At 68.2% G+C, this 21073-nt stretch carries 17 protein-coding genes and 4 tRNA genes; 19 read left to right on the top strand and 2 right to left on the bottom strand.

Annotation, left to right across the window (positions count from 1 at the left end):
* The first annotated feature begins 123 nt into the window (after positions 1-123).
* Positions 124-996: a zinc metalloprotease HtpX gene (gene htpX, locus O7623_RS17260; RefSeq protein ID WP_282224059.1), complete on the top strand. Its 873-nt coding sequence runs from the start codon at positions 124-126 to the stop codon at positions 994-996.
* A 203-nt stretch (positions 997-1199) separates the two neighbouring features.
* Positions 1200-2504: an MFS transporter gene (locus O7623_RS17255; RefSeq protein WP_282224058.1), complete on the top strand. Its 1305-nt coding sequence runs from the start codon at positions 1200-1202 to the stop codon at positions 2502-2504.
* A gap of 64 nt (positions 2505-2568) precedes the next feature.
* Here the strand turns inward: O7623_RS17255 and O7623_RS17250 are convergent, their stop codons facing one another.
* Entirely contained in the window at positions 2569-3063 is a 495-nt protein-coding gene (locus O7623_RS17250) for a YajQ family cyclic di-GMP-binding protein (protein WP_282224057.1), read from the bottom strand.
* Positions 3064-3211: 148 nt separating this feature from the next.
* Between O7623_RS17250 and O7623_RS17245 the strand changes: the two genes are divergently transcribed.
* Positions 3212-3295 (top strand) — tRNA-Tyr (locus O7623_RS17245).
* A gap of 251 nt (positions 3296-3546) precedes the next feature.
* Here O7623_RS17245 and O7623_RS17240 read toward each other — a convergent pair.
* Entirely contained in the window at positions 3547-3738 is a 192-nt protein-coding gene (locus O7623_RS17240) for a hypothetical protein (RefSeq protein WP_282224056.1), read from the bottom strand.
* A 745-nt stretch (positions 3739-4483) separates the two neighbouring features.
* On the opposite strand from O7623_RS17240, the gene O7623_RS17235 reads away from it, so the two are divergent.
* The 16 genes from O7623_RS17235 (at position 4484) to O7623_RS17160 (ending at position 21057) form a co-directional block, all read left to right on the top strand.
* On the top strand, positions 4484-4699 hold the full coding sequence (locus O7623_RS17235) for a hypothetical protein (RefSeq protein WP_282224055.1): 216 nt from the start codon (positions 4484-4486) through the stop codon (positions 4697-4699).
* Positions 4700-4725: 26 nt separating this feature from the next.
* Positions 4726-7251 (top strand): sensor domain-containing phosphodiesterase, encoded by a 2526-nt coding sequence (locus O7623_RS17230; protein ID WP_282224054.1) that lies wholly within the window; start codon positions 4726-4728, stop codon positions 7249-7251.
* A gap of 96 nt (positions 7252-7347) precedes the next feature.
* A tRNA-Thr gene (locus O7623_RS17225) sits at positions 7348-7420 on the top strand.
* A 25-nt stretch (positions 7421-7445) separates the two neighbouring features.
* Positions 7446-7518 (top strand) — tRNA-Met (locus tag O7623_RS17220).
* A gap of 131 nt (positions 7519-7649) precedes the next feature.
* Positions 7650-7817 (top strand): 50S ribosomal protein L33, encoded by a 168-nt coding sequence (gene rpmG / locus O7623_RS17215; protein WP_046567246.1) that lies wholly within the window; start codon positions 7650-7652, stop codon positions 7815-7817.
* A 56-nt stretch (positions 7818-7873) separates the two neighbouring features.
* Entirely contained in the window at positions 7874-8320 is a 447-nt protein-coding gene (locus O7623_RS17210; protein ID WP_282224053.1) for a MaoC family dehydratase N-terminal domain-containing protein, read from the top strand.
* Position 8321: 1 nt separating this feature from the next.
* Positions 8322-8714, top strand: a complete 393-nt coding sequence (locus tag O7623_RS17205; RefSeq protein ID WP_282224052.1) for a MaoC/PaaZ C-terminal domain-containing protein — start codon at positions 8322-8324, stop codon at positions 8712-8714.
* Positions 8715-8883: 169 nt separating this feature from the next.
* Positions 8884-8956 (top strand) — tRNA-Trp (locus O7623_RS17200).
* Positions 8957-9093: 137 nt separating this feature from the next.
* Positions 9094-9486, top strand: a complete 393-nt coding sequence (secE, locus tag O7623_RS17195; RefSeq protein WP_282229445.1) for a preprotein translocase subunit SecE — start codon at positions 9094-9096, stop codon at positions 9484-9486.
* 21 nt (positions 9487-9507) lie between these two features.
* A complete protein-coding gene (gene nusG, locus O7623_RS17190) occupies positions 9508-10248 on the top strand; it encodes a transcription termination/antitermination protein NusG (protein ID WP_282224051.1) in 741 nt (246 codons plus the stop codon).
* Positions 10249-10448: 200 nt separating this feature from the next.
* Positions 10449-10880, top strand: a complete 432-nt coding sequence (gene rplK, locus O7623_RS17185) for a 50S ribosomal protein L11 (RefSeq protein ID WP_282224050.1) — start codon at positions 10449-10451, stop codon at positions 10878-10880.
* Between the two features lie 128 nt (positions 10881-11008).
* Positions 11009-11725, top strand: a complete 717-nt coding sequence (gene rplA / locus O7623_RS17180; RefSeq protein WP_282224049.1) for a 50S ribosomal protein L1 — start codon at positions 11009-11011, stop codon at positions 11723-11725.
* Between the two features lie 330 nt (positions 11726-12055).
* Positions 12056-12598, top strand: a complete 543-nt coding sequence (rplJ, locus tag O7623_RS17175; protein WP_282224048.1) for a 50S ribosomal protein L10 — start codon at positions 12056-12058, stop codon at positions 12596-12598.
* Positions 12599-12643: 45 nt separating this feature from the next.
* Positions 12644-13027 (top strand): 50S ribosomal protein L7/L12, encoded by a 384-nt coding sequence (rplL, locus tag O7623_RS17170; RefSeq protein ID WP_282224047.1) that lies wholly within the window; start codon positions 12644-12646, stop codon positions 13025-13027.
* Positions 13028-13651: 624 nt separating this feature from the next.
* Positions 13652-17083 (top strand): DNA-directed RNA polymerase subunit beta, encoded by a 3432-nt coding sequence (locus O7623_RS17165; protein WP_282224046.1) that lies wholly within the window; start codon positions 13652-13654, stop codon positions 17081-17083.
* A gap of 86 nt (positions 17084-17169) precedes the next feature.
* Positions 17170-21057 carry a DNA-directed RNA polymerase subunit beta' gene (locus O7623_RS17160; RefSeq protein ID WP_282224045.1) on the top strand — a complete coding sequence of 1296 codons (3888 nt, stop codon included), beginning with the start codon at positions 17170-17172 and terminating at the stop codon, positions 21055-21057.
* Positions 21058-21073 lie beyond the last annotated feature (16 nt).

Raw genomic sequence — 21073 nt, 5'->3', positions numbered from 1 at the left:
AAAACTTTGCCGCTGGCTCTTGATTCCCAGTCAACTCTCAGCTATTGGCGGATGGTTCGCGGGTATCTGAACGTTGCACCTGCCGTGGGGTCTTCCCGACGACCCGGTGGAGAAGGAGTCAACGTGCACAGCCACCACAACGGTCTCAAGACGGCAGCCCTGCTCGGCCTGCTCACCGCCATGATCCTCGGCGTGGGTTACTGGTTCGGCGGCAGCGGCGGCCTGATCATCGCCGTCGGCGTCTCGCTGGCGATGAACGCCGGCACCTACTTCTGGTCCGACAAGATCGCGCTGCGGTCGATGCGGGCCCGGCCGGTCAGCGAAGCGGAGTTCCCGGCGCTCTACCAAATGGTCCGCGAGCTGGCGGTCGAGGCCGGTCAGCCGATGCCCCGGCTGTACGTCAGCCCGACCATGCAGCCGAACGCCTTTGCGACCGGCCGCAACCCGGCCAACGCCGCGGTCTGCGTCACCCAGGGGATCGTGCAGATCCTCGACTACCGCGAACTGCGCGGCGTCATCGGTCACGAACTGTCCCACGTCTACAACCGCGACATCCTGATCTCCAGCGTCGCGGCGTCGCTCGCCGGCATCGTCACCATGCTGGCCCACCTGGCCTGGTTCCTGCCGTTCGGCGGCGACGACGAGGAGGGTGCCAACCCGCTGGCACTGCTCGGCATGCTGATCCTCGGCCCCCTGGCCGCGTCGATCATCCAGCTGGCGATCAGCCGCAACCGCGAGTACCAGGCGGACGCGTCCGGCGCCGCCCTCACCCGCGACCCGCTCGCGCTGGCCAGCGCCCTGCGCAAGATCCACATGGGTACGCAACGGATGCCGTTGCCGGCCGAAGGCCAGCTCGCCAGCTCGGCCCACCTGATGATCGACAACCCGCTGCGCAAGGGCGGCTTCGCCGCGCTGTTCTCCACCCACCCGCCGATGGAGCAGCGGGTGGCCCGGCTGGAGCAGATGGCGTACGCCGGTCCGGTGTCGCGCCGCTGACACCGCCCCGCGCCCCCCGCTGGGTCGAGCCGGCCGCTGACCGCGCTCTGTGATCGGACTCGCACCCCCGGCCGAGAAAATCGGCTGGGGGTGCGACCGGTTCGGCGTTAGGGTCGGCAGGTCGACCACCCGTTACCTGTGGTCGGCCCGCCGACCACAGGTTTCACCGCCGTCGGTGCCACCCGCAACACTGAGGAGGCCCGGTGGGCGGGCTACGCAAATACGCCGAAGTCTGGCGGATCCCCGGCGGTCCCACCCTGCTGCTCGCCGGCGTCATCGGCCGACTCAGCATCGGCATGACCCCGCTCGCCCTGCTCCTGGCGATCAGCGACGTCACCGGAAAGTACTCCCTCGCCGCCGTGGCCGGCGGCATCTACGCCGTCGCCGGGGCGGTGGTCAGCCCGGTCGCCGGTCGCCTGGCCGACCGGTTCGGCCCCACCCCGGTGCTGCTGACCACCGGCATCGCGCACCCCGTCGCCCTGATCGGCCTGCTGTTCACCATCCGGGCCGACGCCCCGATCCTGCTGCTGTACGCGATGGCCGGCCTCGCCGGTGCCAGCTATCCGCCGCTGAGCGCCGCCATCCGAGGCGCCTGGACCCACCTGACCGACCCGGCCAGCGGCCGGTACGCCCTGCGTAACACCGCGCTCGCCGCCGAGACGACCATCTTCGAGTTCGTCTTCGTGATCGGCCCACTGCTGGTCGCCGCCTCGGTGGTGCTCGCCGACGCGTCCGCCGCGCTGCTCGCCGCCGCCGCACTGACCCTGGCCGGCACCACCGTCGTGGCCCTCGGCACCGCCATGCGCTCCTGGCGGCCGCAGCCCACCGGCACCCACACCCGGGGGCTCGGCCCGCTGCGGGTACCCGGCTTTCCGGCGCTGCTGCTCTGCGTCGCCGGTCTCGGCATCGCGTTCGGCACCGCCGGGGTCGCCGTACCGGCGTACGTGACCGCGCACGCCGCATCTGCGGCGTCCTCCGCTGCCGCCGCTGCCTCAGCTGACGACGGTGGCCGGCTGGCCGGGATCCTGCTGGCCATCTGGGCGATCGGCAGCGCCACCGGCGGCATCTACTTCGGCACCCGCCGGCCGGCCCTCGACGCCACCCGCCAGTTCGCCTGGTTGCTCGCCGCCGTCGCCGCCAGCTTCGTCGTGTACGCCGTGATGCCGCACCCGCTGGCGCTGGGCGTGGCACTGGTGCTCGGTGGCGCGGTGATCGCCCCGGCCCTGACCGTCGAGAACACGATGGTCGGCCGGATCGCCCCGGTCGGCATGCTGAACGAGGCGTACACCTGGGTAGCGACGATGGCCGTCGGGTTCAGCGCGGCCGGCGGCGCGGTCGCCGGGGTGCTCGTCGACGGGCGGGGCGGGCCGCCGGCGGCGTTCCTGTTCGCCGGCGCCGCCGTCGCGGTGGCGGCGGCGGTCGCCGCCTGGCCGGCCGGGCCGATCCGCCGCGCCGAAACACGCTCGGCGGCCGACCCCGACCGGGTGCTGCTGAGCGAGACGGTCTGACCGCCCTGGGGAGATACCCCGCTGCCGGACGTGATCCGCTCAGCGGCCCGACCGATGCCTCAGCTCACCGGTAGTTGGTGAACTGCAGGGCGATACCGAAGTCCTCGGCCTTGAGCAGCGCGATCACGGCCTGCAGGTCGTCGCGCTTCTTGCCGGTCACCCGCAACTGGTCGCCCTGGATCTGCGCCTGGACACCCTTGGGGCCCTCGTCGCGGATCTTCTTGCTGATCGCTTTGGCCTTGTCGGACTCGATGCCCTGGATGATCTTGCAGTCGATCTTGTAGACCTTGCCGGACGACCGTGCGTCCCCGGCGTCCAGCGACTTCAGCGAGATGTTCCGCTTGACCAGCTTCTCCTTGAAGACCTCCAGGCTGGCCTTGACCCGCTCCTCGGTCTCCGCCTGCAGGGAGACCGCCTCCTCACCGGCCCAGGCGATCTCCGCCCCGGTGCCACGGAAGTCGAAGCGGGTGGCCAGCTCCTTCTCGGTCTGCCGGAGGGCGTTGTCGATCTCCTGCCGGTCGACCTTGCTGACGATGTCGAACGACGGGTTGGCTGCCATGATGATCTGCTCCTGCCAGTGCGGGTCTGGACGGTGGCTCGGACGTGGCCGAGCGGTGGACTCCCGCCGACCGTACCCGGTTGCGGGAACGCCCGGTGATGCCGCTATCCTTTCCTGCGTTGCCTCGCGTGCCGAGGCGGCACGCCCTGGCGGGTTGCCCGAGCGGCCAATGGGAGCGGACTGTAAATCCGTCGCGAAAGCTACAGAGGTTCGAATCCTCTACCCGCCACCAGGCGCACCAACAGCCCTTGACCTGCACCAACAGGTCAAGGGCTGTTGTCGTACGGGCAGCGCGGCGTCCCGCCCGGTCCAGCCGGATCCAGCCGTCTACGGCGTTCGTGGGTGCAAGTCGGGGTCGCGTTCCTGGACCGGCGAGGCAGCCGAAAGGCCATCCTCAGCGGTGACAGCTGCGTCGATCGCCTTTGGGTTGCCGGTGCCCCTCGTGGATCGCGTCCACGTACTCGTAGGCGTTGTCAAGGTTGATCAGCTCGGCGGCCAGGGGGTGCCCTCGTGGGTGGTGAAGCCGTACGCCCAGGATGTGAGGTCACGCGGTCCGATGGCCCCGGCGAGCAGCCGGTGAGCCATGACCCTCAGGGCTTCCTCGTCGCCTGCCCGGCTCCCTTCCCGGTGGTAGGGCAGGGAGAGTTCCGTGAGCGCGTCTCGAGCCAGCGGCATAGCTCGTCGCTCTCGTTGCCTCGGGTCGGTGTGATGCCGGCGAGTATCCGGAGTGTCGGGGTGTCCAGACCAGCGAGCAGACACGCGCACGGCGGCCAGGTCCCGGCCGTCACTCGGTTTCCGGTGAGCTGGACGGACCTGGCCGATGCAGCGCGGCGTGACAGGTCCACGCAATCCGCTGGCCGACGAGGGGCCTGGTGTCGGTTTCGGGCTCATCGTGCCGTTCGGGCTGCGATTTCCGAACCGACGAGTAGCCGCCGTCACCGAGCTGTAACCGAAAGAGCCCCTGCTGAGTTGCCCCTAGGGCTTAGCGTCGAGAACTGGCGACAGGGCGTGTCGATGGTGCCACTGGTTCGACCTGCGTACCTGCATCTCAGTTAATAGTCGTATAAATTACGTGATAAATACTTCTTTTACTGAATCAGATTAAATCCGACATGTCGGTCGACGCAAAGTGCTCACTTCCCTTGACTCCGCCACCGTTTACGGTACTGATCGTGGCAATGCCGTGACGTCCACGCCAACCCGGAGTTATCTACCAGCGGCCAGCCTGACCTGCGACGGGACGAATGCCCCCGAGGAAAGCCGCCGCTAAGGTTCTCCTCGTCCGATTGGCTAGGATGGGCGGTGCTGAAGGTGCAGGCCGACCGCGTCAACCTACCCTTGGTGCCGTCCGGTGTGGCACCATCAGTCTCTGCCCCTCAATCGCGTAAGTCATTCGCCTCCTTGGACGGGAGTCTGTAACATGCGTGGACACACGATGGGCCGCCGGCTCGGCAGGGTCGTCGCGGTCGTCGCACTAGGGATTGCTGTCTCGTTCACCACGGGGACCGCTGCCCAGGCCGCTCACGCCTGGGTCACGGTCGGTGACGATGTGCCGGTGGTCTTGCCGGTGGACAAGCTTGACTACAACGACTCGATCGATGCGCCGGTCTCACTCTTCGACTTCAGTTGGAACTGAACTGGACCTGACATCGAGGGAGTCGAGTGCCTAGGCCACAGGCTGCGGGGCGGCATTCGTCGGAGCGGGCATGGTACGTAACCGGCCCACTCGCTCTGACGGCGGTCCTTATTTCTGTGGCCATAGGCCTCAGTCACCCGGCCCCAACCGGTGACTGGCTTCTCGGGCTCCTTTTTCTCGGGCTGTTCGTTGCTGCGCATGCGACGCTCCTTCTCTTCGAGGTGCGTCGGCAGTCGTTCACCCTGAACATCGGTGAGATTCCTTTCCTTCTGGGTTTGTTCTTTCTCCCGCCGCTGACCTTGATTCTCGGGCGCGTCATCGCGGCGATCGTGGGCCACATGATGCGCCGGCAGCCGCCCGTCAAGTTGTGGTTCAACGTGGCGAACGTGGCTGCGGGCACCGCGATCGCCACGGCGATAGTGGTGAACGCCAAGGTGCTCGAAGCCGCGCAGCCGCGTACCTGGCTGACGCTGGTGGGCGCGATGGCGGCCAACCAGATCATCACGTTGGTGGCCGTCCTCGTGGTGATCACTCTGGTCCAGGGCCGGCTGTCCACCAGGGAGATCACCACCACGACCGTCCCCGGCCTCATCGTCGCGTTCATCAACACGACCTTCGGCCTGGTGGTCCTGATCCTGCTCGCACAGAGCCAGTGGGCTCTGGTGCTGCTGGTCGCCCTGATCACCTCCTTCGTGCTGGCGTACCGCTCCTATGCCCAGTCGCTGCGCCAGAATCGGACCCTGTCCGAGATCTATGCGTTGACCAGGGCGATCGCCGACACTCCGCACGACGGCACGATCTCCGATGTCCTGCTCAAACGGGTCCGCGAAGTCCTACAGGCCGAGTACGCGACACTGTGGCTGCCGAAACAGGGCCGCTATCCGGAGGTGCTGCTCTCCGCGACCGCGGATGGGCAGGGCCTGGTCGACACGGCCGGCGCACCGCACGTGCTGCGGGAACACGTGTTCACCACCGGTGTGTCGCTCGCCGTCGGCGGGAAGTTCGGCGACAGCCCCTTCGGTGACGCGCTGCGGGAATGGGGGACCAAGGACGCCGTCGTCGTGCCACTGCGGGCCGGCTCGTTGGTGATCGGCTGCCTCGAGGTCAGTGGCCGGCTCGGCGACTCCGCGCATTTCGTGCCGGGCGACGTCACCCTGCTGGAGGCCATCGCCGGGCACGCTGCGGTCGCGGTGGAGAACTCCCGGCTGGTCGACCGGCTGCGCTACGACGCGGCCCATGACGGGCTGACCCGGCTGGCCAACCGTCGCCGGCTGACCGCGGCTCTCGACGAGTCGGTGGCCATCCGGGCACCGGGTGAGGTCGTCGCGGTCCTGCTCTTCGATGTCGACGGCCTGCGCCAGGTCAACGAGTCCCTCGGGCATGCCGCCGGGGACAAGGTCCTCGTCGAGGTCGCCCGCCGGCTGCGGGCCCAGGCGCCGTCGTCGGCCCTGATCGGTCGCAGTGGCGGCGACGAGTTCGTCGTCACGCTCCGGATGGAGAGCATCGAGGCGGCCGTGCAGTTGGCCACCGAGCTGCGTGACCAGATCCGCGACCAGATGGTCTTCGGTGCGCTGACCCTGGACGTCGACACCGTCGCCGGGGTGGCGGTGCATCCGGACCACGGCTCTGACGCGGCGACGCTGCTGCAGCGGGCGGATCTGGCGGCGACGGCGGCGAAGTCGATCCCCGGCGGGGTCCAGCTGTTCAACCCGGCCCTGGAGTCCCGGTCGGTCCGCCGGCTCGGGCTCGCCGGCGACCTTCGGACGGCGCTGGACGAGGCGCAGCTGGAGGTCTACTACCAGCCGAAGGTGACGCTGCACGGTCGCCGGCTGGTCGGCGTCGAGTGCCTGACCCGCTGGGAGCATCCGACGCACGGGTCGGTCGCGCCGGAGGACTTCGTGGCGGTCGCCGAACACACCGGCCAGCTCGGCCGGTTGACCGAGTTCGTGCTGCGGGAGGGGCTGCGGCGCAGCCGGGAGTGGCAGATCGGTCAGCAGCCACTGCCGGTGGCGGTGAACCTCTCCGCCCGTACCCTGACCGATCCGGAGTTCCCCGAGCTGGTCCGGGCGTTGCTCGAGGAGCAGCAGGTGTCACCGGAGCTGCTGACCCTGGAGATCGCCGAGGCGGGGGTGCTCGACGGCACCGACCGTCCGATGCCGTCCCTGCGCCGGCTGCGTGACCTGGGGGTGCGCCTGTCGGTGGACGACTTCGGCACCGGCTACACGTCGTTGGCCCATCTGCGGCGGCTGCCGGTGCACGAGGTCAAGGTCGACCGTTCGTTCGTCCAGGGGATGGCGACCGACCCCGGCGATCTGGCCATCGTCAACGCGGTGGTGACCCTGTCGCAGCAGTTCGGGCTGACCGTGGTCGCCGAGGGCGTGGAGAGCGAGCTCACGCTGGAGCTGCTCCAGGACATCGGCTGCCAGGTCGGCCAGGGCTTCCTGTTCAGCCGGCCGCTGCCGTACGAGCGGTTGGCGGCCTGGTACGAGGCCCAGGCCGACCCGGAGACGCTGCAGTCCAGCGAGGTCCGTCGGCTGCGGGCCGTGCCCTGACCTGCAGATCCGGGTACGGGGGGAGCTGATTTCACCTGGCGGGCGGGTACGTGTACTCTTACCCGTGCGCATCCGCCCCCGGGTGGTGTGTGGCAGGCCCCCTTAGCTCAGTCGGCAGAGCGTCTCCATGGTAAGGAGAAGGTCTACGGTTCGATTCCGTAAGGGGGCTCAGTGGGTTCCTTTGGACCCGTCACGGCGGTGTAGCTCAGGTGGTAGAGCAAACGGCTCATAATCGTTGTGTCGCCGGTTCAAGTCCGGCCACCGCTACGGTCGGCTTCCCGGTGAGGCCGGTGCGTGAAGTACAGGGGGCGCCGTTGGCGCCCGCTTTGCATGTCCGCGTTCGCTCCGGCTACGCTGGCACGTTGTAGTTGTTCCGATAGCGAGGAAGGCACCCCGCCGTGGCCAAGGCGACCGACGTCCGTCCGAAGATCACTTTGGCGTGTGTGGAGTGCAAGGAGCGCAACTACATCACGCGGAAGAACCGTCGTAACGACCCGGACCGCATCGAGCTTAAGAAGTTCTGCCCCCGGGACGGCAAGCACACGCTGCACCGCGAGACCCGCTGACCGGTCCCGATCGGGCCGCACGTCGTCACGGCGGGTCCACCGGGTAGGTTCTGGCCATGCCCATGGACCCGTCCGTCGTCGGCCGTAGCTATCCGCCCGGCCCCTCCTACCTGGTGGGCCGGGAGAAGATCCGCGAGTTCGCCACCGCTGTCGGTGCCACCGATCCGATCCATCATGATCCGGCTGCCGGGCGTGAGGCCGGCTATCCGGACGTGGTCGCGCCGCCGACGTTCCCCATCGTGATCACGATGTCGTCCTCCGAACGGGTCGTGTCCGATCCCGACCTGGGCGTGGACTACAGCCGTGTGGTGCACGGCGACCAGCGCTTCCAGTACGTCCGGCCGGTGGTCGCCGGGGACGAGCTGGTCTGCACCGACGTGATCGAGGAGGTCATGTCGCGTGGCGGTCACGACTTCCTCACCGTCCGGACCGAGGTGGCGACGGTGGCCGGCGATCCGGTGGTCACCGCCTGGATGAAGCTGGTCGTGCGGGGGGAGAGCTGAGATGCAACTACCGGCGCAGCGGTTCACGGTGACCCGGGCCGACCTGGTGCGGTACGCGGGTGCCTCCGGTGACTTCAACCCGATCCACTGGAGCGACCGGTTCGCCACCGGGGTGGGCCTGCCCGGGGTGATCGGCCACGGCATGTTCACCATGGCGCTGGCGGCCCGGGCGGTGGCGACGTGGGCCGGTGGCCCGGACGCGGTGGTCGAGTTCAGTGTGCGGTTCACCCGCCCGGTGGTGGTGCCGGACACCGACGACGGCACCGAGATCGAGGTCACCGGGGTGGTCAAGGGTGCCACCGAGGCGGGTCTGACCAGGATCGATGTCACTGCGGTGTGCGCCGGCGAGAAGGTACTCAGCCAGGCGCGGGCGCTGGTCCGTACCAGGGACTGAGGCCCTGTGGTGTGCGGCCGGCGACGGCTCGCGCACCTTGCGGTGCGGTACCGGTTGGGAAAGTGGTCGCTCTACCCGTACACTGGTCCGCCGTGGGGTTCGTGACCCCTGTTCAGTCCTGCATGGGTGGTTCACCGGGCAGGAATGGCCAGGGTTTCCCGACCCGCACAGGGGTGTAGCTCAATTGGCAGAGCAGCGGTCTCCAAAACCGCAGGCTGCAGGTTCAAGTCCTGTCACCCCTGCGCCTAAGGCCTGACCGACCCGGTGGGTCGGCTGCCGTCCCCGTTGGCGGCCGTCCCGCAAGGGGAATGGCCGGCGTGCACGATGCATCACGTGCTTGACCTGGCGCGTGACCCCCACCACCGCGACGGAGGGCGAGATGGCCGAGAGGAACCGGCGTGGCGATGACGCCGCGGACGACCGCCCCGAGGACGAGGCGTTCGACGAGACGTCCGTTACGGACGACGACGTCGATGACGACGAGCCGGTAGCGCGGGGTGGCACGGCCACCCGGTCCAAGGCGAAGGCCGAGTCGGCGGACGGTCGTCCGAAGGCCAAGTCCGAGGCCCGTGTGGGCTTTTTTGGCCGGATCATCCGGTTCATCCGCGAAGTGGTCGCCGAACTGCGTAAGGTCATCTGGCCGACTCGGAAAGAGTTGCTGACCTACACCGCCGTCGTCGTCGTGTTCATCGCGGTCATGCTGACCATCGTGGCCGGGCTGGACTTCGCGTTCGCCAAGGGTGTGCTGTGGGTATTCGGTAACCCCAGCTGAGAGTGACGGAAGTGAGCAAGCGTGCCTGAGTACGACGAGACCGCCGGCGTTACCGACGACCAGTCGACGGTGGCAACGGCGGCGGCTGATGAGTCGGTTGAGGCCGCCAGCGCACCATCGGTCCCCGCCGCCGAGGCGGACGAGCCCGCTGTCGAGGCGGACGACGAAGAGTTCGACGCGGTGGCCGAGCTGCGGCAGAAGCTGCGCTACGCCCCGGGTGACTGGTACGTGGTCCACTCCTACGCCGGCTACGAGAACAAGGTCAAGACCAACCTCGAGACCCGGATCAGCAGCCTCGACATGGAGGAGTTCATCTTCCAGGTGGAGGTGCCCACCCGCGAAGAGGTCGAGGTCAAGAACGGCAAGCGCCTCCAGGTGCAGAACAAGGTCTTCCCCGGCTACATCCTGGTCCGGATGGACCTGACGCCGGAGTCGTACTCCTGCGTGCGCAACACCCCCGGGGTCACCGGCTTCGTCGGGGCGACCGACCGGGCCGACCGACCGGCGCCGCTGTCGCTCAACGAGGTGCTCAAGTGGCTGGCCCCGGCCGTCGCCACCGAGCCGAAGAAGGCCAAGGCCGAGATCAAGGTGCTGGACTTCGAGGTCGGCGACTCGGTCACCGTCACCGACGGCGCGTTCGCCTCGCTGCCGGCCACGATCAGCGAGATCAACGCCGATCAGCAGAAGCTGAAGGTGCTGGTCTCCATCTTCGGCCGGGAGACCCCGGTGGAGCTGAACTTCAACCAGGTCGCCAAGATCTGATCCACCATCGCTGTCCGCCGACGCGGCGACCCGACGTGGGGTTGCCGCGTCGTTTGCGCTACCGTATAACGTCGGCCCCGGGCCGCGCCTGACCGTGCGCGCGTGCCGGGGGTCCGCCAGCCCGCGCCGGAGGGGTTGTCACCTCCGGTGACGTCCAGCAGATCCGGTGCGGACCACCGGATCAAGCCCCAGGAAGTGACATGCCTCCGAAGAAGAAGCTCGTCAAGACGTTCACGCTGCAGTTGCCGGCGGGCCAGGCCACCCCGGCGCCGCCGGTCGGCCCGGCACTCGGCCAGCACGGCGTGAACATCATGGAGTTCTGCAAGTCCTACAACGCGCAGACCGAATCGCAGCGGGGCGACATCGTCCCGGCTGAGATCAGCGTGTACGAGGACCGGACCTTCACCTTCGTGCTGAAGACCCCGCCGGCGGCCCGGCTGCTGCTCAAGGCCGCCGGTATCCCGAAGGGCTCCGGGGTGCCGCACACCACCAAGGTCGGCTCGGTGACCGGCGCGCAGCTGCGCGAGATCGCCGAGAAGAAGATGGCCGACCTCAACGCCAACAGCGTCGAACAGGCGGAGAAGATCATCGCCGGGACTGCCCGGTCGATGGGCATCACCGTCAAGGAATGAGCCGCTGACCCGCGCCGACGCGGGTCACCGACGCTGAACCGAAATCGAACGGCCGGACATCGGCCGTCACCATCGTGGGAGGGTACGCGCGACGCGCGGCCCGCCAGTGACCACAGGAGCAGAAACACATGCAGCGCAGCAAGAGCTACCGCAAGGCCACCGAGCAGATCGACCGGACGAGGCTGTACACCCCGGCCGAGGCGGTCAAGCTGGCCAAGGAGACGAGCGCCGTCAAGTTCGACGCCACGGTCGAGGTCGCCATGCGCCTCGGCGTCGACCCGCGTAAGGCGGACCAGATGGTGCGCGGCACGGTCAACCTGCCGCACGGCACGGGCAAGACCGCCCGGGTGATCGTCTTCGCCGCCGGCGCGAAGGCGGAGGAGGCCGTCGCGGCCGGTGCCGACGAGGTCGGTACGGATGAGCTGGTCGCCCGGATCCAGGGTGGCTGGCTGGACTTCGACGCGGCGATCGCCACTCCGGACCAGATGGCGAAGATCGGCCGGATCGCGCGGATCCTGGGCCCGCGCGGCCTGATGCCGAACCCGAAGACCGGCACCGTCACGATGGACGTGACCAAGGCCGTCGCCGACATCAAGGGCGGCAAGATCACCTTCCGGGTGGACAAGCACTCCAACCTGCACCTGATCATCGGCAAGGCCTCGTTCGGTGAGGCGCAGCTGATCGACAACTACGCCGCCGTACTGGACGAGGTGCTGCGGGCCAAGCCGTCCGCCGCCAAGGGCAAGTACCTGCGCAAGGTCGTGCTGACCACCACGATGGGTCCCGGCGTGCCGGTCGACCCGAACGTGGTGAAGAACCTGCACGAGGCGACCAGCGAGAGCTGAGCGCCCTCCGGCGTGATCGCCGGGCCGGGCCGACGTACTCGTCGGCCCGGCCCGGCGACGTCGATTTGGCCCCGCGTCGGCCGTGCCGTACGCTGGACGGTATCCACACCCAAAGACCGCTGGTCACCGTGCCTCGGCACGGTTGAAGGTCCCGTTTCCACGGGCGGCCCGCGCAGGGGCGGAACGGAAGCCGAGCATCTCCCGTCGATTTCGACGGCTGCCCGCCCCGTGCGCCTCGCGCCGGGGCGTTTTTCGTGGGCGCGGGATCTTCACCGACCGCCCGGCCGTGCGCCGGTCGGTCGCCAGCCCTGAGCACCAGAGAGGAGGGACATGGCGGACAAGCCGGTTCGTGCCGACAAGGCCACCGCGGTCGCCGAGCTGACCGAGCGCTTCCGGGAGTCGGGAGCCGCGGTGCTCACCGAGTACCGTGGTCTCACCGTTGCCCAGCTGACCCAGCTGCGCCGTTCGTTGGGGCAGAGCGCGACCTACTCGGTGGCGAAGAACACCCTGGCCAAGCGGGCCGCGTCGGACGCGGGCATCGACGGACTCGACGAGCTGTTCACCGGTCCTACCGCGCTCACCTTCGTCTCCGGCGACGTGGTGGAGGCTGCCAAGGGCCTGCGCGACTTCGCCAAGGCCAACCCGATGCTCGTCATCAAGGGTGGGGTCTTCGAAGGACGCGCGATCACCGCGGCCGAGGTCACCAAGCTGGCCGACCTCGAGTCCCGTGAGGTGCTGCTGGCCAAGATGGCCGGCGCCATGAAGGCGAACCTGAGCAAGGCCGCGGCCGTGCTGCAGGCGCCGTTGTCGAAGACCGCCCGCCTGGCGGCAGCGCTGCAGGACAAGCGCGAATCCGAGGGTACGCCGGCCTGATCGGCCCGTGCCCCGTAACGTCACCACATCGAAAGGAAGCCGACCATGGCGAAGCTCAGCACCGACGAGCTGCTCGACGCGTTCAAGGAGATGACGCTGATCGAGCTCTCGGAGTTCGTGAAGCAGTTCGAGGAGACCTTCGAGGTCACCGCCGCCGCTCCGGTCGCCGTCGCGGCCGCCGGCCCGGCCGCCGCCGCGGCGGAAGCCGAGCCGGAGAAGGACGAGTTCGACGTCATCCTCGAGGCTGACGGCGGCAAGAAGATCCAGGTCATCAAGGTCGTGCGGGAGCTGACCGGCCTGGGCCTGAAGGAGGCCAAGGACCTGGTCGAGGCCGCGCCGAAGCCGGTCCTGGAGAAGGCCAACAAGGAGGCCGCCGACAAGGCCAAGGCCAAGCTGGAGGCGGAAGGCGCCAAGGTCACCCTCAAGTGACCTGACCCACACCGGGCCACGGGACGGGCGGCGATCCTCAGCGAGGGTCGCCGCCCGTCTCCGTTCGCACACCGGGTGCGATTGCCCAATGATCAGGGCATTTCACCTTTCCGGGTGGGCGCTGCGGTCGATGGCTGCCTGGCAACCCGCTGGGGGAAAGGCGATCTGCCGGTACGACAGGCCTTGACGCGGCCCGTGGCGGCAGGCACGCTGACTACTGCAGGACTGATCCTTCAGGTGTCGCCTCGGGCCCGGTGTGCCGAGGGCGGTTGGCGGATCCAGGCTTGCGACGGCCAAAGCTGGGTAATGGCACCAGCGGCGGGCCGCCGGCTCCGAGCGATCGGAGTGCGGTGTCCCGTTGTCCGCCAGCCCCACGAGGCCCCGTGGGAAAACGCCGCGTTCCGAGCGGTCCGAGAGGCGTCCGAGTCGACGCCCCGGCCGGCTCCGCGACGTTCCTTCGGGGTTGGGCTGGACAGCGGTTAGCCGCTCGGCTACACTGCTAGTTTGCGCTGCCTTCCGACTTGCCTCGCGCCCGGAATGTCCGATCCTGGATATTTTGACCGAGGTTCCTTGGAGTGCGCGCGAAACAGCCGTCTGCAGCACCGGTCCTCGGAAGGACGCATCTTGGCAGCTTCCCGCCCTGCGAAGACCAGTCGTACGTCGAGCGCTTTCGCTCCTCGCCGAATCTCATTCGGCCGGATCACCGAACACCTCGAGGTCCCCAACCTTCTCTCCATCCAGACCGAATCCTTCGACTGGCTGGTGGGCAACGAGGCTTGGCAGGGCCGGTCGGCTGACGACCCGCACGCACGATCAGGCCTCGCGGAGATTCTCGACGAGATCAGTCCCATTGAGGACTTTTCCGGCACTATGTCGCTTTCCTTCTCCAGCCCGCGCTTCGACGAGGTCAAGGCCTCGATCGAGGAGTGCAAGGAGAAGGACCTGACCTACTGCGCACCGCTCTTCGTGACCGCGGAGTTCACCAACAACACCACTGGCGAGATCAAGAGCCAGACGGTGTTCATGGGTGACTTCCCGATGATGACGCCGAAGGGCACCTTCATCATCAACGGCACCGAGCGCGTCGTGGTCAGCCAGCTCGTCCGCTCGCCGGGCGTGTACTTCGACAAGCAGCCGGACAAGACCTCCGACCGCGATCTGTCCAGCGTCAAGGTGATCCCGAGCCGGGGTGCCTGGCTGGAGTTCGACATCGACAAGCGCGACACCGTCGGTGTCCGCATCGACCGTAAGCGGCGCCAGGCCGTGACCGTCCTGCTCAAGGCCATCGGTTGGTCCGCCGACCGGATCCGTGAGCGGTTCGGCTGGTCCGAGCTGATGATGACCACCCTGGAGAAGGACCACATCGCCGGGGTGGACGAGGCGCTGCTCGACATCTACCGCAAGCTGCGTCCTGGCGAGCCGCCGACCCGCGAGAACGCGCAGACCCTGCTCGACAACCTCTTCTTCAACCCGAAGCGGTACGACGTCGCCAAGGTCGGCCGGTACAAGTTCAACAAGAAGCTCGAGCTGGACGTCCCGATCAACAAGGGGACGCTGACCGAGGACGACATCGTCGCCACCGTCGAGTACCTCTGCCGGCTGCACGCCGGTGAGGAGGGCTACGAGGCCGACGACATCGACCACTTCGGTAACCGGCGGCTGCGTACCGTCGGTGAGCTGATCCAGAACCAGGTACGGGTCGGCCTGTCCCGGATGGAGCGGGTCGTCCGCGAGCGGATGACCACCCAGGACGTCGAGGCGATCACGCCGCAGACCCTGATCAACATCCGTCCGGTGGTGGCGGCGATCAAGGAGTTCTTCGGCACCTCGCAGCTGTCCCAGTTCATGGACCAGACCAACCCGCTCGCCGGGTTGACCCACCGCCGACGGCTCAGCGCCCTCGGCCCGGGTGGTCTGTCCCGGGAGCGGGCCGGCTTCGAGGTCCGCGACGTGCACCCGTCGCACTACGGCCGGATGTGCCCGATCGAGACCCCGGAAGGGCCGAACATCGGTCTGATCGGGGCGCTGTCCACCTTCGGGCGGGTCAACCCGTTCGGCTTCATCGAGACGCCGTACCGCAAGGTCGTCGACGGCCGGGTCACCGACCAGATCGACTACCTGACCGCCGACGAGGAGGACCGGTACGTCAAGGCGCAGGCCAACGCCCCGCTGATGGCCGACGGCACCTTCGCCGAGGACCGCGTCCTGGTCCGACGCAAGGGCGGTGAGGTCGACTTCGTCTCGCCGGCCGCCGTCGACTACATGGACGTCTCACCGCGGCAGATGGTCTCCGTGGCCACCGCGATGATCCCGTTCCTGGAGCACGACGACGCCAACCGGGCCCTGATGGGCGCGAACATGCAGCGTCAGGCGGTTCCGCTGGTCAAGGCGGAGTCCCCGCTGGTCGGCACCGGCATGGAGTACCGCGCGGCGGTCGACGCCGGCGACGTGGTGCTGGCCGAGGCCGGCGGCGTGGTCGAGGACCTCTGCGCCGACTACGTCACGGTGCACCAGGACGACGGCCACCGCCGGACCTACCTGCTGCACAAGTTCCGCCGCTCCAACGCCGGCTCCTGCGTCAACCAGAAGCCGACCGTCTTCGAGGGCGACCGGGTCGAGGCCGGCCAGGTCATCGCGGACGGTCCGTGCACCGACGAAGGCGAGATGGCCCTCGGCCGTAACCTGCTCGTGGCGTTCATGCCGTGGGAGGGCTACAACTACGAGGACGCGATCATCCTGTCCCAGCGGCTGGTGCAGCAGGACGTGCTCACCTCGATCCACATCGAGGAGCACGAGGTCGACGCCCGGGACACCAAGCTCGGCCCGGAGGAGATCACCCGCGACATCCCGAACGTCAGCGAGGAGATGCTCGCCGACCTCGACGAGCGCGGCATCATCCGGATCGGCGCCGAGGTCGTCCCCGGCGACATCCTGGTCGGCAAGGTCACCCCGAAGGGCGAGACCGAGCTGACCCCGGAGGAGCGGCTGCTGCGGGCGATCTTCGGCGAGAAGGCCCGGGAGGTCCGGGACACCTCGCTGAAGGTGCCGCACGGTGAGACCGGCACGGTGATCGGCGTACGGACCTTCTCCCGCGACGACGGCGACGAGTTGCCGCCGGGCGTCAACGAGCTGGTCCGGGTCTACGTCGCCCAGAAGCGGAAGATCCAGGACGGCGACAAGCTCGCCGGCCGGCACGGCAACAAGGGTGTCATCTCCAAGATCCTGCCGGTGGAGGACATGCCGTTCCTCTCCGACGGTACGCCGGTCGACATCGTGCTCAACCCGCTCGGTGTGCCGGGCCGGATGAACATCGGCCAGATCCTGGAGACCCACCTCGGGTGGGTGGCCAAGACCGGCTGGAAGGTCGAGGGCGACGACGCCGAGTGGAAGGCCGCGCTGCGGGCCATCGGGTCCGACGAGGCCGAGCCGGACACCAACGTCGCGACCCCGGTCTTCGACGGTGTCCGCGAGGAGGAGATCACCGGCCTGCTCGGCAGCACCCTGCCGAACCGTGACGGCGTGCAGCTGATCGGCAACTCCGGCAAGGCCCAGCTGTTCGACGGGCGCTCCGGTGAGCCGCTGCCGGACGCGATCGCAGTCGGCTACATCTACATCCTCAAGCTCAACCACCTGGTCGACGACAAGATCCACGCGCGGTCGACCGGCCCGTACTCGATGATCACCCAGCAGCCGCTCGGCGGTAAGGCCCAGTTCGGTGGCCAGCGCTTCGGTGAGATGGAGTGCTGGGCGATGCAGGCGTACGGCGCCGCCTACGCCCTGCAGGAACTGCTGACCATCAAGTCCGACGACGTCCTGGGCCGGGTCAAGGTCTACGAGGCGATCGTCAAGGGCGAGAACATCCCCGAGCCGGGCATCCCCGAGTCGTTCAAGGTGCTGCTCAAGGAGCTGCAGTCGCTGTGCCTCAACGTCGAGGTGCTCTCCAGCGACGGCGTGGCCCTGGAAATGCGCGAGACCGACGACGAGGTGTTCCGGGCGGCGGAGGAACTCGGTATCGACCTGTCCCGGCGGGAGCCGAGCTCGGTCGAGGAAGTCTGAGGTGCGGTCGGCGGCCCTGTTGCGACAGGGCCGCCGACCCGCCCCACGAACCAGCAGTAGAGACGACGACATAGGGGACACGTAACGTGCTCGACGTCAACTTCTTCGACGAGTTGCGCATCGGTCTCGCCACCGCCGACGACATCCGTCAGTGGTCCCACGGCGAGGTCAAGAAGCCCGAGACGATCAACTACCGCACCCTGAAGCCGGAAAAGGACGGACTCTTCTGCGAGAAGATCTTCGGTCCGCAGCGGGACTGGGAGTGCTACTGCGGCAAGTACAAGCGGGTCCGGTTCAAGGGCATCATCTGTGAGCGCTGCGGCGTCGAGGTGACCCGCTCCAAGGTTCGCCGGGAGCGGATGGGGCACATCGAGCTCGCCGCGCCGGTCACCCACATCTGGTACTTCAAGGGCGTCCCGAGCCGGCTCGGCTACCTGCTGGACCTGGCTCCCAAGGACCTCGAGAAGATCATCTACTTCGCGTCGTACGTGATCACCGGAGTGGACGCCGAGGCGCGCCACCGCGACATGTCGACGATCGAGAACGAGATCTTCGCCGAGAAGCGCCAGTCGGAGAACAGCCGCGACTCGGAGATCGAGAAGCGGGCCGCCAAGCTGGAGGCCGATCTGGCCGAGCTGGAGGCCGAGGGCGCCAAGGCCGACGTACGCCGCAAGGTCAAGGAGTCCGGCGAGCGCGAGATGCGCCAGATCCGGGACCGTGCGCAGCGGGAGATCGACCGGCTCGACGAGGTGCTCGACACCTTCCGCAAGCTGGAGCCGAAGCAGCTGGTCACCGACGAGCTGCTCTACCGGGAGCTACGGGACCGGTTCGACCCGTACTTCACCGGCGGCATGGGCGCTGAGGCGATCAAGACCCTGCTGCACAACATGGATCTCGACGCCGAGGCCGACAACCTGCGCGAGATCATCCGCAGCGGCAAGGGCCAGCGCAAGATCCGCGCGCTCAAGCGGCTCAAGGTGGTCGCCGCGTTCCTCAGCACCCGTAACTCGCCGCAGGGCATGGTGCTCGACTGCGTACCGGTGATCCCGCCGGACCTGCGCCCGATGGTGCAGCTCGACGGTGGCCGGTTCGCGACCAGCGACCTCAACGACCTGTACCGCCGGGTGATCAACCGGAACAACCGGTTGAAGCGGCTGATCGACCTCGGCGCACCCGAGATCATCGTCAACAACGAGAAGCGGATGCTGCAGGAGGCCGTCGACGCGCTGTTCGACAACGGCCGCCGCGGCCGGCCGGTCACCGGCCCGGGCAACCGTCCGCTGAAGTCGCTGTCCGACATGCTCAAGGGCAAGCAGGGCCGGTTCCGGCAGAACCTGCTCGGCAAGCGGGTCGACTACTCCGGCCGGTCGGTCATCGTCGTCGGTCCGAAGCTGAAGCTGCACCAGTGCGGTCTGCCCAAGCAGATGGCGCTGGAGCTGTTCAAGCCGTTCGTGATGAAGCGTCTGGTCGATCTCAACCACGCGCAGAACATCAAGTCCGCCAAGCGGATGGTCGAGCGGCAGCGGCCGGTCGTGTGGGACGTGCTCGAAGAGGTCATCTCCGAGCACCCGGTGCTGCTCAACCGGGCACCGACCCTGCACCGCCTCGGCATCCAGGCGTTCGAGCCGCAGCTGGTCGAGGGCAAGGCGATCCAGATCCACCCGCTGGTCTGCACCGCCTTCAACGCCGACTTCGACGGTGACCAGATGGCGGTGCACGTACCGCTGTCGGCCGAGGCGCAGGCCGAGGCCCGGATCCTGATGCTGTCGTCGAACAACATCCTCAAGCCGTCCGACGGCAAGCCGGTGACCATGCCCACCCAGGACATGATCATCGGGCTGTACCACCTGACCCACCGGACCGAGGGACTGCTCGGCGAGGGTCGGGTGTTCAGCTCCGACGCCGAGGCGCGGATGGCCTTCGACAACGGCGAGCTGCACCTGCAGTCGCCGGTGCGGATCCGGCTGCGCGGCGTCGTCGACGTCGACAACGGGGCCGGCGCGGCGCGGTGGACCGCTCCCGAGCAGTGGCAGCCGGGCGAGCCGCTGATCGTCGACACCACCCTCGGCCGGGTGCTGTTCAACGAGGTCATGCCGGTCGGCTACCGCTTCGTCAACTACGAGGTCCGCAAGAGCCAGCTGTCGGCGATCGTCAACGACCTGGCCGAGCGGTTCCCGAAGGTCGCCCTCGCGGCGACCCTCGACGGGCTCAAGGAGGCCGGCTACCACTGGGCCACCTGGTCCGGGGTGACGATCGGCATGCAGGACGTCATCGCACCGCCGCACAAGCAGGAGACCCTGGAGCGGTACGAGAAGGAAGCCGACCGGATCGACAAGCAGTACCAGCGTGGTCTGATGACCGGCGAAGAGCGGCGCGGTGAGCTGATCGAGATCTGGACCAAGGCGACCAACGAGATCGCCAAGGACCTGGAGACGGCGCTGCCCCAGGAGAACCCGCTGTGGAAGATGATCCACTCGGGTGCCCGGGGCAACCTGCTGCAGCTGCGGCAGATCGCCGCGATCCGTGGCCTGGTGGCCAACCCGAAGGGCGAGATCATCCCGCGGCCGATCAAGTCGAGCTACCGGGAAGGTCTGTCCGTGCTGGAGTACTTCATCTCCACGCACGGTGCCCGTAAGGGTCTGGCCGACACGGCGCTGCGGACCGCAGACTCGGGTTACCTGACCCGTCGTCTGGTCGACGTCTCGCAGGACGTCATCATCCGCGAGGAGGACTGCGGCACCGACCGGGCGATCACCATGCAGGTCGGTGAGCGTCTCGACGGCAAGCTGGTGGTGCACGAGTTCGCGGAGACCGGCGTACACGCCCGTACCCTCGCCGAGGACATCAAGGGTGCCGACGGCGAGGTCGTGGTCGAGCGTGGCGCGGACCTCAACTCGATCCTGGTCGACAAGCTGGTCGCCGCCGGGGTCGAGACCGTCCGGGTACGCAGCGTGCTCACCTGCGAGTCGAAGCTCGGCGTCTGCGGTGCCTGCTACGGCCGGTCACTGCCGACCGGCAAGACCGTGGACATCGGCGAGGCGGTCGGCATCATCGCCGCCCAGTCGATCGGTGAGCCGGGCACCCAGCTGACGATGCGGACCTTCCACACCGGTGGTGTCGCGGGCGAGGACATCACCCAGGGTCTGCCCCGGGTGCAGGAGATCTTCGAGGCGCGGGTGCCCAAGGGCAAGGCGCCGATCGCCGACACCCCGGGTCGGGTGCGGATCGAGGACGGCGAGCGGTCCCGGAAGATCATCGTGGTGCCGGACGACGGCAGCGACGAGATCGTCTACGACAAGATCTCCAAGCGGGTCCGGCTGCGGGTGCACGACGGCGACCACGTCACCGTCGGCGAGAAGCTCACCGAGGGCACCATCGACCCGCACGAGTTGCTGCGGATCCTCGGCCCCCGGGCGGTGCAGGTCCACCTGACCCAGGAGGTCCAGGAGGTCTACCGCTCGCAGGGCGTGCTGATCCACGACAAGCACATCGAGATCATCATCCGGCAGATGCTCAAGCGGGTGACGGTCATCGACTCCGGCGGCACCGAGCTGCTGCCGGGCGTGCTGGTGGACCGGGCGGTGTTCGAGTCGGAGAACCGCCGACTCGTCGCCGAGGGCGGCGAGCCCGCCGCTGGCCGGCCGATGCTGATGGGTATCACCAAGGCGTCGCTGGCCACCGACTCCTGGCTCTCGGCGGCCTCCTTCCAGGAGACCACCCGGGTGCTGACCGACGCGGCGATCAACGCGCGCAGCGACTCGCTGATCGGCCTCAAGGAGAACGTGATCATCGGTAAGCTCATCCCGGCCGGTACCGGCATCAGCAAGTACCGCAACGTCCGGGTCGAGCCGACCGAGGAAGCGAAGGCGAAGGTCTACTCGATGACCGGGTACCCGGAGACCGACTACGGGTTCGGGCCGGCCAGCGGGCAGGCTGTCCCGCTGGACGACTTCGACTTCGGTTCCTACCGCTGACCACCGGTCCGGTACA

Origin of the sequence: Solwaraspora sp. WMMD791 (assembly GCF_029581195.1) — a bacterium.
GTDB lineage: Bacteria > Actinomycetota > Actinomycetes > Mycobacteriales > Micromonosporaceae > Micromonospora_E.
The sequence above is the reverse complement of the archived record's forward strand: the minus strand, read 5'-3'. Positions and strand labels throughout refer to the sequence as shown.